This window comes from Streptomyces sp. NA02950, assembly GCF_013364155.1.
In the GTDB taxonomy this organism is placed as follows: Bacteria; Actinomycetota; Actinomycetes; order Streptomycetales; family Streptomycetaceae; genus Streptomyces.
On record NZ_CP054916.1, the window covers coordinates 4,318,188 to 4,333,712 of the forward strand.

11 protein-coding genes and 5 tRNA genes are annotated in these 15,525 nt (G+C 69.8%); 11 read left to right on the forward strand and 5 right to left on the reverse strand.

From position 1 onward, the window contains the following. The first annotated feature begins 123 nt into the window (after nt 1–123). From HUT19_RS18645 to HUT19_RS18660, 4 genes are all read left to right on the forward strand, one after another. Nucleotides 124–1,737: a metallophosphoesterase gene (locus HUT19_RS18645; RefSeq protein WP_176181578.1), complete on the forward strand. Its 1,614-nt coding sequence runs from the start codon at nt 124–126 to the stop codon at nt 1,735–1,737. 81 nt (nt 1,738–1,818) lie between these two features. Further along, nucleotides 1,819–1,891, forward strand: a tRNA-Glu gene (locus tag HUT19_RS18650). A gap of 282 nt (nt 1,892–2,173) precedes the next feature. Continuing rightward, nucleotides 2,174–2,248, forward strand: a tRNA-Asp gene (locus HUT19_RS18655). 4 nt (nt 2,249–2,252) lie between these two features. Further along, nucleotides 2,253–2,326: transfer RNA gene (locus HUT19_RS18660), tRNA-Phe, on the forward strand. 524 nt (nt 2,327–2,850) lie between these two features. On the opposite strand, the gene HUT19_RS18665 is transcribed toward HUT19_RS18660, so the two are convergent. Both HUT19_RS18665 and HUT19_RS18670 read right to left on the reverse strand, forming a co-directional pair. Then, nucleotides 2,851–3,576, reverse strand: a complete 726-nt coding sequence (locus HUT19_RS18665; RefSeq protein WP_176181579.1) for a hypothetical protein — start codon at nt 3,574–3,576, stop codon at nt 2,851–2,853. Then, the gene (locus HUT19_RS18670; RefSeq protein WP_176181580.1) at nt 3,573–3,914 is read right to left on the reverse strand and encodes a hypothetical protein; all 342 of its coding nucleotides are present in this window, start codon (nt 3,912–3,914) and stop codon (nt 3,573–3,575) included. The genes HUT19_RS18665 and HUT19_RS18670 overlap by 4 nt, the downstream gene beginning before the upstream one ends. A gap of 80 nt (nt 3,915–3,994) precedes the next feature. Between HUT19_RS18670 and HUT19_RS18675 the strand changes: the two genes are divergently transcribed. Continuing rightward, a complete protein-coding gene (locus HUT19_RS18675; RefSeq protein WP_176181581.1) occupies nt 3,995–5,095 on the forward strand; it encodes a DUF1152 domain-containing protein in 1,101 nt (366 codons plus the stop codon). 135 nt (nt 5,096–5,230) lie between these two features. Beyond that, a tRNA-OTHER gene (locus HUT19_RS18680) sits at nt 5,231–5,302 on the forward strand. Between the two features lie 38 nt (nt 5,303–5,340). On the opposite strand, the gene HUT19_RS18685 is transcribed toward HUT19_RS18680, so the two are convergent. Next, nucleotides 5,341–6,567 carry an ABC transporter permease gene (locus HUT19_RS18685; protein WP_176181582.1) on the reverse strand — a complete coding sequence of 409 codons (1,227 nt, stop codon included), beginning with the start codon at nt 6,565–6,567 and terminating at the stop codon, nt 5,341–5,343. Between the two features lie 99 nt (nt 6,568–6,666). On the opposite strand from HUT19_RS18685, the gene hrpA reads away from it, so the two are divergent. The 4 genes from hrpA (at nt 6,667) to HUT19_RS18705 (ending at nt 11,902) form a co-directional block, all read left to right on the forward strand. After that, complete coding sequence (gene hrpA / locus HUT19_RS18690; RefSeq protein ID WP_176181583.1) at nt 6,667–10,593, forward strand: ATP-dependent RNA helicase HrpA; 3,927 nt, start codon at nt 6,667–6,669, stop codon at nt 10,591–10,593. 329 nt (nt 10,594–10,922) lie between these two features. Further along, nucleotides 10,923–11,180, forward strand: coding sequence for a hypothetical protein (locus HUT19_RS18695; RefSeq protein WP_176181584.1), 258 nt, complete (start codon nt 10,923–10,925; stop codon nt 11,178–11,180). Nucleotides 11,181–11,470: 290 nt separating this feature from the next. Further along, nucleotides 11,471–11,545, forward strand: a tRNA-Asp gene (locus tag HUT19_RS18700). Between the two features lie 117 nt (nt 11,546–11,662). Continuing rightward, nucleotides 11,663–11,902: a DUF6274 family protein gene (locus HUT19_RS18705; protein ID WP_176178454.1), complete on the forward strand. Its 240-nt coding sequence runs from the start codon at nt 11,663–11,665 to the stop codon at nt 11,900–11,902. A gap of 448 nt (nt 11,903–12,350) precedes the next feature. Here HUT19_RS18705 and bldC read toward each other — a convergent pair whose 3' ends face one another. Both bldC and HUT19_RS18715 read right to left on the reverse strand, forming a co-directional pair. Continuing rightward, nucleotides 12,351–12,557: a developmental transcriptional regulator BldC gene (gene bldC / locus HUT19_RS18710; RefSeq protein WP_003949541.1), complete on the reverse strand. Its 207-nt coding sequence runs from the start codon at nt 12,555–12,557 to the stop codon at nt 12,351–12,353. Between the two features lie 459 nt (nt 12,558–13,016). Next, a complete protein-coding gene (locus HUT19_RS18715) occupies nt 13,017–13,853 on the reverse strand; it encodes a hypothetical protein (protein ID WP_176181585.1) in 837 nt (278 codons plus the stop codon). Between the two features lie 176 nt (nt 13,854–14,029). Here HUT19_RS18715 and HUT19_RS18720 point away from each other — a divergent pair, with 176 nt between their 5' ends. Continuing rightward, nucleotides 14,030–15,187, forward strand: a complete 1,158-nt coding sequence (locus HUT19_RS18720; RefSeq protein ID WP_254885642.1) for a Glu/Leu/Phe/Val dehydrogenase dimerization domain-containing protein — start codon at nt 14,030–14,032, stop codon at nt 15,185–15,187. Nucleotides 15,188–15,525 lie beyond the last annotated feature (338 nt).

Consider the following 15,525-nt stretch of genomic DNA (forward strand, 5'->3'; position numbering starts at 1 on the left):
TCGTCGAACCGGCGAACGTTCCGGTTCCAGGACGGACCCGGGGGCGCGTCCGGGGCGGCTTCGGGAACCGGTGGCGGAACGGGTCCAGGAATGCGGGGCGGGGCGGCAGGGCATACGGGCCCAATGGCCCGCGAACCGCTCCGGCTGCTCCGTGCCACCGCTCAGCGTGCACGGGCTGCGGCCGCCTCCCCCTTCCGCCGCTACCGCAGCCGCCCGTCCCCCTCCGCTCCCCTACGCCCCACCCGACGCAAGCGCCCCAGCCGCTCCCCACGGCTGGACGACGCCGCGGTCGACTCCGCCGCGCGCCCCCGGCCGCTGGTCCGGGCCGCCGGGCTGGCCGTCGTGACCGTCCTCGGGGCGTGGATGGGGCTGCTCGCCGTCGGCAGCGTCCACATCTCCGTGGGCCCCATGGACACGCGGATGGCGCTGCGGCCGTCCCTCGTCGGCGGCACCGAGATCAATGTGTCCCCGCTCGGCGCGCTCGAGCTCGACAGCCATCACGCCCCGGTCCGGCTGGACGTCGATGTGGACCGGCTCGATCCGGTCCGTTCCGAAGCCCTCGTCGATCACCCCGAACGGCTCTCCGGACTCCAGGAGGAGGTCGCGAGCGATGTCGCCCACGGCACCCTGGACCTCGCGGTGCGCTCCTGCGCCGCCGTGGTGTTCGGCGCCACCGCGCTGGGCCTGGCCGTCTACCGCCGCCCGCGCCGGGCGCTGGCCGCCGGGGGCCTCGCGCTCTCGCTGCTCGCCGCGTCGGGCGCCGCCGCCTACGCGACCTGGAACCCGAAGTCGGTGCTGGAGCCGCGCTACTCCGGGCTGCTCTCCAGCGCACCGTCGGTGGTCGGCAACGCGCGCAGCATCGTCACGGAATTCGATGTCTACCAGCGGGAGTTGGCCAGGCTGGTGACGAACGTCACGCAGTTGTACGAGGTCACCTCGACCCTCCCCGCGTACCAGCCCGACCCGACGACCATGCGGGTGCTGCACATCTCGGACGTCCATCTCAACCCGGCCGCCTGGCACATCGTCGATTCGCTGGTCCGGCAGTACAAGATCAACGTGATCATCGACACGGGCGACACGATGGATCACGGCACCGCCGCCGAGAACGGCTTCCTGGACCCGGTCTCGACCCTCGGCGCGCCGTATGTGTGGGTGCGCGGCAACCACGACTCGGCGGCGACCCAGCGCTACCTCGCCAAGCGCAAGGGCGTCCATGTCGTGGACGACGGCAAGGCGGTCACCGTCGGCGGACTGCGGATCGCGGGCATCGGCGACCCCCAGTTCACCCCCGACCGCTCGGTCGCCGCCTCCGGCGACGCGGCCGAGCACCGCGCGGGACGGCGGCTGGCCGACGCGATCCGGGCCCGGAAGGCCGCGGGCGACCGCCCCGTGGACATCGCCGTCGCCCACAACCCGGTCGCGGCCCGGGAGACCGACGGCACCGTCCCGCTCGCCCTCACCGGCCATGTCCACCACCGCGATACGGAGGTCCTCCCGCACGGCACCCGGCTGATGACGGAGGGCTCCACGGGCGGTAGCGGACTGCGCGCGGTGGACGACGGCGACCCCGACAAGGTCCAGGCGTCGGTCCTCTACCTGGACCGCGACACCCATCGGCTCCAGGCGTGGGACGAGATCGACCTCGGCGGTCTCGGCCTGTCGAAGGCCGAGGTCAGCCGCCATCTCCCGGCCGAGAACGCACCGGGCGCGACATCGACACCCGCTACCGGGTAAACCGTTTTGGCGAACTTCCCCGGCATCCCATATGCTTCTCGCGTCCCCGAAAGCGCCACCAGGCGCCCAGGTGAGCCATCGGCCCTCATCGTCTAGTGGCCCAGGACGCCGCCCTTTCAAGGCGGTAGCACGGGTTCGAATCCCGTTGGGGGCACAGAATCTCCATATCGCCGCAGGTCAGACCCACGTCGGGGCGGCCTGCGGCTTTTGTTTCCCCCTCGGCGCATCCCCCGGGTGCCCGTTCATCCCCTCCCCCGCCCGGCTCTGTGAGCGGTCAGAACACGCCCCGAGGTCTGATACGCTGATCCAGCGACATCGACGCGGCGGAGCCCGAAAGAGCCCCTCACCCGAAGGTCGCGGGGAATGCGAATCCACCGAGAGAGATCCCGTTGGGAGCGCATGCCATCCTGTGCGAGACTCGTGCTCGTACACGCAAGGTCCTGTGGAGCAGTTTGGAGTGCTCGCCACCCTGTCAAGGTGGAGGCCGCGGGTTCAAATCCCGTCAGGACCGCTGCGGCTGGGTAGCTCAGTTGGTACGAGCGTCCGCCTGAAAAGCGGAAGGTCGCCGGTTCGACCCCGGCCCCAGCCACTGCCGCAGTACAGCGAAAAGGCCCCGACGGGTTCGCCCGTCGGGGCCTTTTTCGTGCTCAGTACGCCAACGCGTACGCCAACGGTCTCAGGAGAGCTTGTCTCCAAGGCTCCCGAGCGCCCTCCGCTGCTCGGCGAGCGAGGCATGGGGCACGGCACACCCAGATCGAGCAGCGGGGTCACGCCCGCTCCGACGCCGCCTCGGGCTGTCGATCGAGATCGACAGCGTCCCATCGGCGACGCCGAGCCCTGCTCCGTTCCGGGTCTACGACAACGACGACTACTCGTGCTACTCGATCTGCGTCAAGCCGCACACGTACATCAACAACCTGAAGTGCGGCTGGGTCTTCAACGACGAGGCCGAGAGCGCCAAGACCGTCGCTCGCTGGCTAGGCAGCACGAGCTGGCCCAGCCCAGGCCCGGCAGGGCCAGCCACCGCAGCCCTCACCAGGGCAAATCCCCCTCCGAGATCGCTCGGAGGGGTTTCTTGTTGTCCGTGGCGCTTGTGCGCGTACTCGGCACGGTCTACGGCCGGGTGTCGAAGAGCCAGCGCTCGATCTCGTCGGGGCACACCTCGCGCTGGACGTGATCGCTTTCCGTTTTCGCCCACCGTGACAGCAGCCCGCAGTAGCGCTCGTAGGTCTTGGCGGGCCAGTGGCCGGTGCCGTACAGCGAAGCCCAACCGCAGCGCTTTCGGAGGGTGATGGCGACGCGGCTGTCGAGAATGGCGCAAGGGTGATCGGATGCGCCGGCTCCCGCGAAGTAGAGGTACTTGGTGAAGAAGGACGGGCCCAGGTACTTCAGTAGGGGACGCGTGCCGCCGGCGCTGGTCAGCCTCGCGTAGGCGGCCTCCGGGTCGTTGCGGGCCAGGTGGGCGGCGGTCCGGAGGGCGTTTGTCGCGTCCTGGCGCTGCCGCGAAATCGCGACGAGGCGGCGATGGTTGTGGCGGAGTTTGGAGCCGCTGCCCCAGGCCAGCACATGCCAGAGCAGTCCGAGGATCTCCTCGTCGCTCTCCGCCTCCGAAGCCAGGGAGAAGAGACGGGAACGGGTGATGGTGGTGTACCCGTCACCCTTGGTCTCTCCGCCGATCGGTCCCCCTGGCAGCGTTCGCTCCGTGAGAGCCGCGTTCCACCAGGCGGCCGGAACACGAATGGCATGGGCGTGGATGCGTTCTTCCCGCGGCTTCTTCAGGGCGTCTCGGGCCTCGGGCGGCAGGGGAAGGGACGTCAGGTCGGTGCCAGGATGCGTCACAGGACGATCCTGGCCCTCGCGCCCAGGCCTACGGGCCGGTATGCGAAACGCTCCCGCGCTCCGAGTCGCGGCGCCAGGGCCGTCAGGCGGAGCAGGGCGGCCAGGGTCAGGAGGAGGAGGAGGACGGTCCGCCACCAGTGGCGAAGCCACTCGGCGCGGATGAAGAGCCTGGTGAGCTGGGCTGTGAAAAGGGCGGAGAACGGGGCCAGGCATGAGGTGATCTTCGAGTGGAAGACGGTTTCCGTGTCCCAGGGGCCCGCCGGGTCCGCCACATAGGCGAGGAGTTCCAGGTACCCGGTCACCGTAAGGCCCAGGCACAGGATCAGGGCCTTGATCATCGTGCCGGCCGGGGCGCCGGCGCGGGCCGGCCGAGGGGCGGGAGGCGGCGGTATCGGGCGTTGCGCCGTACGCTGGCCGCGTGACGCGGCTGATCGTGGCGGGCGGAGGTGGCGGGGACGCGGTTGCCGCCGCTGTGATCGACAACGTGCTGTACGGGGCGGACGGCAGCGGCGGGGAACCGGCCGTGATCCTCACCTACTCCTGGGACCGGCTCATCGTCGACCCCTTCCCCGGGCCGCGCGGCGCCGCCGACTTCACCGGGCTGCGGCCCCTGACGCCCAGCGTGTACGCCGTGCCCGCCGACGCGGTGCCCGTACCACCGGGCGGGTCCACACTGCCGCGGCTCGCCCGGGAGCTTCCGTACACCTTCGCCCTGATCGATCCGCACCACGGGGTCGAGGGCATGATCCACCAGCTCGAGGAGCTGGTGGAGCGGCTGACCCCGGACTCCGTCGATCTGCTGGACGTGGGCGGCGACATCCTCGCGCGGGGCGACGAGCCGACATTGCGGAGTCCACTCGGCGACGCGCTGTCACTCGCCGCCTGTGCCCAGGTCAACGCCGAGGTCCGGCTGCTGGTCGCCGGGCCCGGGCTCGACGGGGAGATTCCGCCGGCCGTACTGCGGGAGCGGCTGGGGCCGGTGGTCCACACCCTGGGGGCCGAGGAGGTCTCCTCCGTCCACGCGGTCATGGAGTGGCATCCGTCGGAGGCCACCGCCATGCTCGTGGCCGGCGCCCGGGGCGAACGGGGGCTGTGCGAGATCCGCGACGCCGGGCTGGCGGTGCCGCTCACCGACGGCTCCCCGGCCGTTCACGAGGCCGGTCTCGACGCCGCCTTCGAACGCAACCGGCTCGCCCAGGCCATCGTGACCACCACCAGCCTCGACGAGGCCGAGCGGTACAGCCGGGAGCTCTTCGGATACTCCGAGATCGACTACGAGCGCGACAAAGCCGCCGGGCTGGGCGGCCGGGAGGGCGCCGCCGCGCCGCTCGACCGCGTCGCGGTACTACGGCGGCTGGCGCCCTTCGAGGACGAGGCGCGGGCCCGCGGGGTCACCCACACCACGTTCCGCCGTCTCACCGAAGCTCTCGGCGTACCCGCTGAGCACCGGACCGCCCTGCGCTCCCTGCTGATCGGCGCCCACCCCGAGCGGTACGCCGCTCCCCTGTGGCGGCTGTGACCGGCCGGACGGCCTTCCCGGGCGTCGGCCGCTCCCGCACCGATTCCCGGTACCGGTTCCCCGCACGGTTTCTTCCGATGATCGGGATGGGGTAGAGTTGATCTCGCAACGCCGCCCCGAGGGGCGGGGGTTGATGCGTCGGTCGTCTAAGGAAAGATGCTCGTCTCCAAACGAGAGATGTAGGTGCAAGGCCTGCTCGGCGCTCCAGTGAAGATCCCCCTCTGACAGCAGAGGGGGATCTTTCTTCATGTCTCCCGCCACGGGCGCTCCCGCGACGGATGCTCCGGTGTCGCCCTCGGTGGCCGCCCGCCCGGATGCCGGTGGCGCCAGACCCAGAAGACCGTCACCGACAGCACACACCACCCCGCCAGCACCAGGAACGGGAACGCGTGCTGGTGGTCGCCGAAATAGACCGCCGTGTGCTGGGCGTTCACCGAGGCGCCCGGCGGCAGCCAGCGGCCGATGCGGCCCAGGAGCGACGGGAGCAGCGGCCAGGAGACCGCGCCTCCCGACGAGGGGTTGCCCAGCAGCACCATCAGGCCCCAGGTCGGGATGAGCGCCCAGCGCCCGAAGAGGACGTTGAACATCGAGAAGACCAGCCCGGAGGTGAACATCGTCAGGGCCAGGATCGACCAGGACTCCAGGAACGGCAGGTCCAGCGTGCCCAGCCCCCAGTCCACGATCGCCGCGATGGTGAAACCCCCGAGCACGGCGTACGCGATCATGAAGCCGATGCGTTCGGCCGGTTCGAGGCCGGAGGCGTTCACGCTCAGCTGGATGGCGCCCAGGAAGCCGATGATCACGGCGGCGAGCGTGATGTAGAAGACGGCGAGGCCACGCGGGTCGCCCTCTTGCAGTGGCTTGAGGTCCCTGACCCGGACCGGTACGCCGGCCGCCCGGCCGACCCTTCCGGCGGCCGAGGTGAGCACCTGGGCGACGGTCGCGCCCGCCGCGGCGGAGACGTCCAGTTCGACGCCGCGGCCCCGCATCCGCAGCACCGCGAAGACCTTCTGCTCCTCGATGGCCCAGCGGGCCGCGCCGAACGAGGGGTACACATGCAGCCGGAGCGAGGCGTCCAGGGCCTTCTCCATACCGCCGATGAACTTCATCCGCGGGGCGGTGCCCTGGTCGCTGAGGATCACCGCGGTGGGGATCTGGCGGGGGGTGGGGTTGGCGAACGCGTAGGTGTACGAGCCCGCGAAGAGCCCCGCGCCCGCCGAGATGATCAGCACGATGACGGTGGCCGGGAGGTACGCCGAGTGCTTGAAGCGCGCCCAGGCCGATACCGGGGTTGCCGATGGTGCCGATGGCGCCGATGGCGATGGTGCGGATCGCGGTCCCGAGTCGGAACCCTGCCCGGCGTCAGCCCCCTGCCCGGCGTCAGCCCCCTCCCCGGGGTCGGGCCGCCGCCCGGAACCGGTCCCCCGCTCGGGGTCCGGGCGTCCCGCCCCGTCCGCCTCGTCATCCGCCATGCGCTCACGCTAAAACGCGCATCACGGACATATGCGCAACACGGCCCGAACAGAAATGGTTCGCCAGCCGTTTTCCGGAGGTGAGATCCTGGGGTTCGTATGTCCACGACGCCTGCCCCCGCCCTGTCCGCCCTGCTGGAGCGGCTCCCCGAGCTCATGCTGCGTGACCAGCAGCGACTGGGGCGCCGGCTCGACGGTGCGCGCCGGATCCGTAAGCCCGAGGCCCGTGCGGCCGTCCTCGGCGAGATCGCCCAGGAGGTCGAGCGCGCCGAGCTGCGGGTCGCGGACCGCCTCGCCGCCGTGCCGGACGTCACCTATCCGGAAGAACTGCCGGTCGCCCAGAAGAAGGACGACATCCTGGCGGCCGTGCGCGATCACCAGGTGGTGATCGTCGCGGGCGAGACCGGCTCCGGCAAGACCACCCAGATCCCCAAGATCTGTCTGGAGCTGGGGCGCGGGGTGAAGGGGCTCATCGGCCACACGCAGCCGCGCCGTATCGCGGCCCGTACCGTCGCCGAGCGCATCGCCGAGGAGATCGGGACGCCGCTGGGCGAGTCGGTCGGCTGGAAGGTCCGCTTCACCGACCAGGTGAGCCCGGACACCCACGTCAAGCTGATGACCGACGGCATCCTGCTCGCCGAGATCCAGACCGACCGCGAGCTGCGCCAGTACGACACGATCATCATCGACGAGGCCCATGAGCGCAGCCTCAACATCGACTTCCTGCTGGGCTATCTCGCCCAGCTGCTCCCCCGCCGCCCCGATCTCAAGATCGTGATCACGTCCGCGACCATCGACCCCGAGCGCTTCTCCCGCCACTTCGGCGACGCGCCGATCGTCGAGGTCAGCGGGCGTACCTATCCGGTCGAGGTGCGGTACCGGCCCCTGCTGGAGGAGGGCGGCGAGGACAGCGACCGCGACCAGATCACCGCGATCTGCGACGCGGTCGACGAGCTCCAGGCCGAGGGGCCGGGCGACATCCTGGTCTTCCTCTCCGGTGAGCGGGAGATCCGGGACACGGCCGACGCGCTGAACAAGAAGCAGCTGAGGGCGACCGAGGTGCTGCCGCTGTACGCGCGGCTGTCCCACGCCGAGCAGCACCGGGTCTTCCAGCGGCACACCGGCAGACGGATCGTGCTGGCGACGAATGTCGCGGAGACCTCGCTGACCGTCCCCGGCATCCGCTATGTGATCGACCCGGGCACCGCCCGCATCTCCCGCTACAGCCACCGCACCAAGGTCCAGCGGCTGCCCATCGAGCCGGTCTCGCAGGCCAGCGCCAATCAGCGCAAGGGCCGCTGCGGCCGTACCAGCGACGGCATCTGCATCCGGCTGTACTCCGAGGACGACTTCCTCACCCGCCCGGAGTTCACCGACGCCGAGATCCTGCGGACCAACCTCGCCTCCGTCATCCTCCAGATGACCGCCGCCGGGCTCGGCGACATCGAGAAGTTCCCGTTCATCGACCCGCCGGACCGGCGCAACATCAAGGACGGCGTTCAGCTCCTGGAGGAGCTGCACGCGCTGGACGCCGCACAGAAGGATCCGCGCAAGCGGCTGACGCAGGTCGGCCGCAAGCTGGCCCAGCTGCCGGTGGACCCGCGGCTGGCCCGGATGGTGCTGGAGGCGGACCGCAACGGCTGTGTGCGCGAGGTGATGGTGATCGCGGCCGCGCTGTCCATCCAGGACCCGCGTGAGCGCCCCTCGGACCGACAGCAGCAGGCGGACCAGCAGCACGCCCGCTTCAAGGACGAGTCGAGCGACTTCCTGGCCTTCCTCAACCTGTGGAAGTACATCAGGGAGCGGCAGCGGGAGCTGTCCTCGTCCGCGTTCCGCCGGATGTGCCGTCAGGAGTTCCTGAACTACCTGCGGATACGCGAATGGCAGGACATCTACAGCCAGCTGCGTACGGTCGCGAAGACCATGGACATCCAGCTGTCCGAACAGGACGCGGCACCGGACCGCATCCACACCGCGCTGCTGTCCGGACTGCTGTCGCATGTGGGTCTCAAGGACACCGAGAAGAACGAGTACGTGGGCGCGCGCAGCGCCAGGTTCGCGGTCTTCCCCGGGTCGGCGCTGTTCAAGAAGCCCCCGCGCTGGGTGATGTCGGCCGAGCTGGTCGAGACGTCCCGGCTGTGGGCGCGGGTCAACGCCAAGATCGAGCCGGAGTGGATCGAGCCGCTCGCCGAGCACCTGGTCAAGCGCACGTACAGCGAGCCGCACTGGGAGCAGAAGCAGGCGGCGGTGATGGCGTACGAGCGGGTCACGCTGTACGGCGTGCCGATCGTCGCCCAGCGGAAGGTCAACTACGGCCGGATCGACCCGGAGACCTGCCGCGATCTGTTCATCCGCAATGCCCTGGTCGAAGGCGACTGGCGCACCCACCACCAGTTCTTCCACGACAACCGGAAGCTGCTGGGCGAGGTGGAGGAGCTGGAGCACCGGGCCCGGCGCCGCGACATCCTCGTGGACGACGAGACCCTCTTCGACTTCTACGAGCAGCGGATCCCCGAGCACGTGGTCTCGGGCGCGCACTTCGACTCGTGGTGGAAGCACAAACGGCGCGAGGAGCCGGAGCTTCTCAACTTCGAGAAGTCGATGCTCATCAACGAGCGGGCGCAGGGCGTCACCAAGGACGCCTATCCGGACTCCTGGCGCCAGGGGAAGCTCAAGTTCCGGGTGACGTACCAGTTCGAGCCGGGCGCGGACGCGGACGGCGTCACCGTCCACATCCCGCTCCAGGTGCTCAACCAGGTCACCGCGGAGGGCTTCGACTGGCAGATCCCGGGGCTGCGCGAGGACCTCACCACCGAGCTGATCCGGTCGCTGCCCAAGCCGGTGCGGCGCAATTACGTCCCGGCGCCGAACTACGCCAAGCGCTTCCTGGAAAGCGCTCTCCCCCTCCAGGAGCCGCTGACCGCATCCCTCGGCCGGGAGCTCCAGCGGATGGTGGGCGTACGGATCGAGCCGGAGGACTGGGACTGGTCGAAGGTCCCCGACCACCTCAAGATCACCTTCCGGGTGGTCGACGAGCGGCGCCGCAAGCTCGCCGAGGACAAGGACCTGGAGGCGCTGAAGCAGCGGCTGAAGCCCAAGACCCGGGCCGCGATCTCCAAGGCGTTCGAGACCTCGAGGCAGACGGTCGGCATCGAGCAGCGCGGCGGGCTGACCCAGTGGACGATCGGGGCGCTGCCGCGCACCTTCGAGACCCGCCGCGGGGGCCAGCCGGTCAAGGCGTATCCGGCGCTCGTGGACGAGGGCGCCTCGGTGGCGGTGCGGCTCTTCGACACCGAGGCCGAGCAGCGGGACGCGATGTGGCGGGGAACGCGCCGGCTGATCCTGCTCCAGCTGCCGTCCAGCCCCGCCAAGTTCGTCCAGGGCAAACTGTCCAACCAGGCCAAGCTGGCGCTCTCCAGCAGCCCGCACGGCAGTGTGCAGGCCCTCTTCGAGGACTGTGTGGCCGCGGCGGCCGACCGGCTGATCGCGGCGCGTGGCGGCCCCGCGTGGGACGAGGAGTCCTTCCGCAAGCTCTTCGACGCGGTGCGGGCCGACCTGATGGACGCCACGCTGGACACCGTCCGGAAGGTCCAGGAGGTGCTGGCGGCCTGGCAGTCGTGTGAGCGGCGGCTGAAGGCCACCACGAGCCCCGTGCTGCTGCCGTCGCTCCAGGACGTCCGGGAGCAGCTCTCGCGGCTGATCACCCCGGGCTTCGTGACCGCCCACGGAGTGCGCCGCCTCCCGGACCTCATGCGCTATCTGGTGGCCGTGGACCGGCGCCTCCAGCAGCTCCCGGGCAACGCCGAGCGGGACCGCACCCGGATGGCGAAGGTACGTGAGATGCAGGACGAGTACGCCTGGCTGCTGGAGCAGTTCCCGGCCGGGCGTCCGGTGCCCCAGGAGGCGCTGGAGATCCGCTGGATGATCGAGGAGCTGCGGGTGAGCTACTTCGCCCATGCCCTCGGCACCGCCTATCCGGTCTCCGACAAGCGGATCGTGAAGGCGATCGACGCGGCGGCTCCCTAGGCCCTGTCCAGTGCCGGGGTACCGGGGAGGCGACGGATCGCCATGTGACGTGTGCACCGAGCGCTGACGACATCCGCCCTGGTCAGCGGCAAGACTCACGGCGGCGCACGACACGCGCCACCGTTGAGAAGGAACGTATATGAAGCGCACGTTGCGTAAGACCGCCGTGGCCGTTCTCGCGGCCACGGGAGTGGCCCTCGGTACGGCGGCTTCCTCGTCGGCCGCGACCGCCCAGCCCAGCCCAGCCCAGTCCAGTCCAGTCCAGCCAGGCGAACGCCTTCTGCTACGGCGGGTAGTTCACCGTCCGGGGGAACGGCGAGGAGTACAAGGTGGGCGAAATGACCTGGTGCGCGGATGGCGACAGGGTTTCCGTCCGGGACACGGAGTACGACGGCTACGCCTTCGGGGTGCGGATCTCCGACGGCAGCGGCCGGTACCGCTGGTGCAAGGACACCAGCGGCGCGGACGACACGTGGAAGCGGTGCAACGTCGACCTCCGCGAGAACACGGCGATCGAGATCCGCGGGTCCAAGGAGCGGAGCGGTCACCGGACCATCTGGTTCAACACCCACACCTTCTCCCACTGATCCATCCCGCCCCCTCCCTCCCCTGGCCCTCAGGAAGCTCCAGGGACTGCCTGAGGGCCTTCCGGCGCTCTTCAGGGGGCACCGGGGCCAAGCCGGGGGCGCATCTCCGGGGGCTTTCCCGGGGAGCTTCCCGGGGCGTCAGCGGCCCTTCGGGCCCCGCCAACCCCCGCCCAACCCCCGCCGAGCGCTCGCCGGGCGCGAGTTCGACCGCACCCCCTGACCTGCTGTAGAGTCTGGACCGCAAGCGCACACCAGCGCGGCGCACACGGCCAGGCCGTAGCGTCCCTGTTGGTCCTGTGGAGCAGTTTGGAGTGCTCGCCACCCTGTCAAGGTGGAGGCCGCGGGTTCAAATCCCGTCAGGACCGCATCATGGAAGGCCCGGATCCCCAGTGGATCCGGGCCTTTTGGCATCTTGACGACCACCCGCGCCCGGAGGTACCCAGACAAGAAGGCGTGGTGGGGGTGCGTGGGAGGTGCGGCGTATGGCGACGTCCGCGAAGCATGAGACCAGGGCGCTGCTGCGCGCCCATCTGGCGGCGGCCACGGGCTATCGCCATCTGACCCGGCACTGTCCGATCTGCCATCGGCTGCTGCGGCTGGCGATGGAGCCGACGGCGGCCGACGAGGGGCGCGACGCGGTCCGGGAGGAGCCGTCGGAGGAGCCGGCGGCGCGGGAGTCCGGCCGGGAACCGGAGCCTTTTGCTCCGCCCTCAACTCGGTAAGCCCTTACCGCAGTTGCCTTTTACCGCAGCCATCAGGGCGGAAACAAGTACTCAATAGTGTGACGGGAGTCACTGAATGGGTTTCCGTCGCGGTGGAACTTATACCTCGCTCACAACGGGTCAATTTAATATGTGCAATTGCACCCTCTGTCCGAGCCGCCCCGGACCGCCTCCGGGACCGCCGCGACCGGCCCGGATCGCGACCCCTCGGGGCCGTGCGGAGACATTCGGCGACGCCCCCGGGGGAGCCATCATCCCCCGGTCCGCAACCACGCCATGGACGGAAGCGGGCACAAAAAGATCGCGCTGGACCCGGCGGAGTCCAGCGCGATCGACGACGCACCCATGTCGAGCGGTGATTGGCCTGTTGGGGCAGGCACCCGTCGTATGGAGCCGTACAGGCGAAAGCCGGGCTGGGGGGCCCGGAAATGCCCGGTTATGCGGTTGTTCAGGCCTCGCTGCGCTGCTGCGGGATGCCCGCCAGAAGTGCACGGACCTCCGCTTCGCGGTAGCGCCGATGCCCTCCGAGCGTGCGGATGGACGTGAGCTTGCCTGCCTTCGCCCAGCGCGTGACCGTCTTCGGGTCCACGCGGAACATCGTGGCAACCTCAGCCGGGGTCAGCAGCGGCTCGGCATCAGGGGTGCGAGCGGTCATGAGCGGCCTCCTCGGGAGAACCGAACCATCACGGTTCTTTCCTCTAAATTCTGCACCTTGACCCACGTTGCCCGAAATGGCAGACGCGGGCCGAGTCGGTTATAGGACGAACGGCTTGTCCTCGGCACTACAACTACACCATCTGTCCAGCCCCGTCGGCCAAACCGATGGAATTGCGCTCTCAGGTGTTCAACCTCGACGGAAGCCGATGGACCATGTCATAACGGACAGTCACGCGACCGTGACGATCAGTCACAACAGGATCAGGCGGCACCAGATCCATCAAGGAGTGCAATACCGAAGAATCCGCCCATACTTGGGCGGAAGGAGCCCTTCCCGGACTCCTTGTCCTATTTTGACACGAGGGTGGGGGATTGCCGCAAGGCCCGAAGTCAGTGCTTTAGGTCACGATTGGGGCAATGGCCCGGATCGGGACCTACGTCCCCGGTACGCTCCCGCTCAGCTCGCGTGCCGCCGTCCGCGCACATCGGTCCACCGGTCGGTCAGCCGTTCGTAAACGCTTCCCGCCCGCTCTCCGTCCCCGTCGCGCAGTGCGGCGAGCCCCTCGGCCACATCCGCGGCCGAGCGGTCGTCCTCCAGATGCCCGGCGGGTACCGCGTGCACCAGACCGCCGTAGTCCAGCTCGACCAGTGACCGCGGATGGAATTCCTCGAGCCACCGGCCGACGTCCACCAGGCCGTCGATCAGCGGTCCCTCTCCGAGAGATTCCTTCAACACTTTAAGGCCACGCGCCACCCGCCGCCTGGCCTGGACCATTGGCGTGCGGTAACGCATCAGCGGACCGTCGTCACCCTTGGTGTACTCGCGCTCCTCGTCAGCGAAGAGCACGAACCAGCGCACCGGCACATGCCAGGTCGCGGTGCGGATCCACGGCCGGGCGTCCGGGTTGCGCTCCAGCCACTCCTCGTAGTCGGAGACCGCCTGGCGCCGCACCACCGGGGGCAGCGCCGCGTCCAGCAGCGGCCCGGGAAGCTGTTCGGACAGCTCCTCCAGCGCCAGCCAGCCCCGCAGCCGCGTCCGCCAGGGGCAGACACAGGTGACACCGTCCACGACCGCCACGAAGGCGTCCGCGCTCTCGTGCACGGGCACCGGCACCGGGGGCACCGGCAGCAGATCGGCCAGCGAGCGGCGCAGCTCGTCCTGCGCGCCCGGAATGTCGTCCCGCTTGGCATAACGCGCCCAGTGCGACCGCTCCGGCTCGGGAAATGCGGCCAGTGGTTCATAGACTCGGAGATACGCCGCGTACGGGACAATCACCGAAGACGCCAAGGTCACCCGCGCTCCCTCAAGGCTGAGACCACCGCCAGGAGTTGTCTGCACCCGGCTGACCGCATCGTCCCACGCCCGCCATGCGGACTCGTCGGGGACGTGACCGATCCGCCGGGTGCCCAGGGCTTACCCTCTTGCCCACCGGCCCTCCCCACCAGCACGGAGGGCGCCTACCCCGACCTATGGGAGTCACCACCGTGACCGACGTACGTCACACCGTCAGCGCCGACGGTCCGACGGTAAGTCGCGTGCCGAACCCTCTGTCCCCCCTCTCGATACTGTTCCGGTCCGACCTGGGCGGACATGAACAGGTCCTGCTGTGCCAGGACCGGGAGAGCGGTCTGAAGGCCGTCATCGCCATCCACTCGACCGCCCTGGGCCCGGCCCTCGGCGGCACCCGTTTCCATGCCTACGGTTCCGAGGAGAACCCCGAGGAAGCGGCGGTCCTCGACGCGCTCAACCTCGCCCGCGGCATGTCCTACAAGAACGCGCTGGCCGGTCTCGACCACGGCGGCGGCAAGGCCGTGATCATCGGTGATCCCGATGAGATCAAGACCGAGTCCCTGCTGCTGGCCTACGGCCGCTTCGTCGCGTCCCTCGGCGGCCGGTACGTGACCGCCTGCGATGTCGGCACCTATGTCTCCGACATGGACGTGGTGGCCCGTGAGTGCCCCTGGACCACCGGCCGCTCCCCCGAGAACGGCGGCGCCGGCGACTCCTCCGTGCTCACCGCCTTCGGCGTCTTCCAGGGCATGCGGGCCAGTGCCCAGGCGTCCTGGGGCGCGCCCACGCTGCGCGGCCGCCGGGTCGGCATCGCGGGCGTCGGCAAGGTCGGCCACCACCTCGTGGAACACCTCCTCGAGGACGGCGCCGAGCTCGTGGTGACCGATGTGCGCGGCGAGTCGGTCGACCGGGTGCTGTCCCGCCACCCGCGGATCCAGGCCGTCCCGGACACCGCGGCGCTGATCCGCGCGGACCTCGACGTGTACGCGCCGTGCGCGCTCGGCGGCGCGCTCGACGACGACACGGTGCCCGCCCTGACCGCGAAGGTGGTGTGCGGCGCGGCCAACAACCAGCTCGCCCACCCGGGTGTGGAGAAGGACCTCGCCGACCGCGGGATCCTCTACGCGCCGGACTACGTGGTGAACGCGGGTGGCGTGATCCAGGTCGCGGACGAGCTGCACGGTTTCGACTTCGACCGGGCGAAGGCCAAGGCGGCCAAGATCTTCGATACGACTTTGGCCATATTCGATCGGGCCAGGACCGACGGCATTCCGCCCGCCGCGGCCGCCGACCGTCTGGCGGAGCACCGGATGGCCGAGGGCCGGTCCGGCGCCTGAGGGTCCGGGAAGGCGCTCAGGAGCCACTGAGAACCGTTCGGGCAGGCCGTGCGGGTCCCCTCCGGACGGCTTCGCGCGGGGCCGTGAGAGCCCCGGCGGAGCCGTCGGGGAGAGATCCCTCACGGCCCGTCGGCGGGTCGGCCCACAAGACACGTTAAAATCGCAGCTGACCAGCGGGGAAGGGGCTCCCCGTTTGTCCTGCGGCGTGGCACGTCGTGCGGGCGACGTACCGTATGGCCACAGAAGCAGGTACCGTTGAAGCCCTACGGACCGGTCTCTCTCAGGAGAGTCCGCTCTAAGTGATGAACGTGAACGCGTGTCAAGACTCTGGGGCCGTC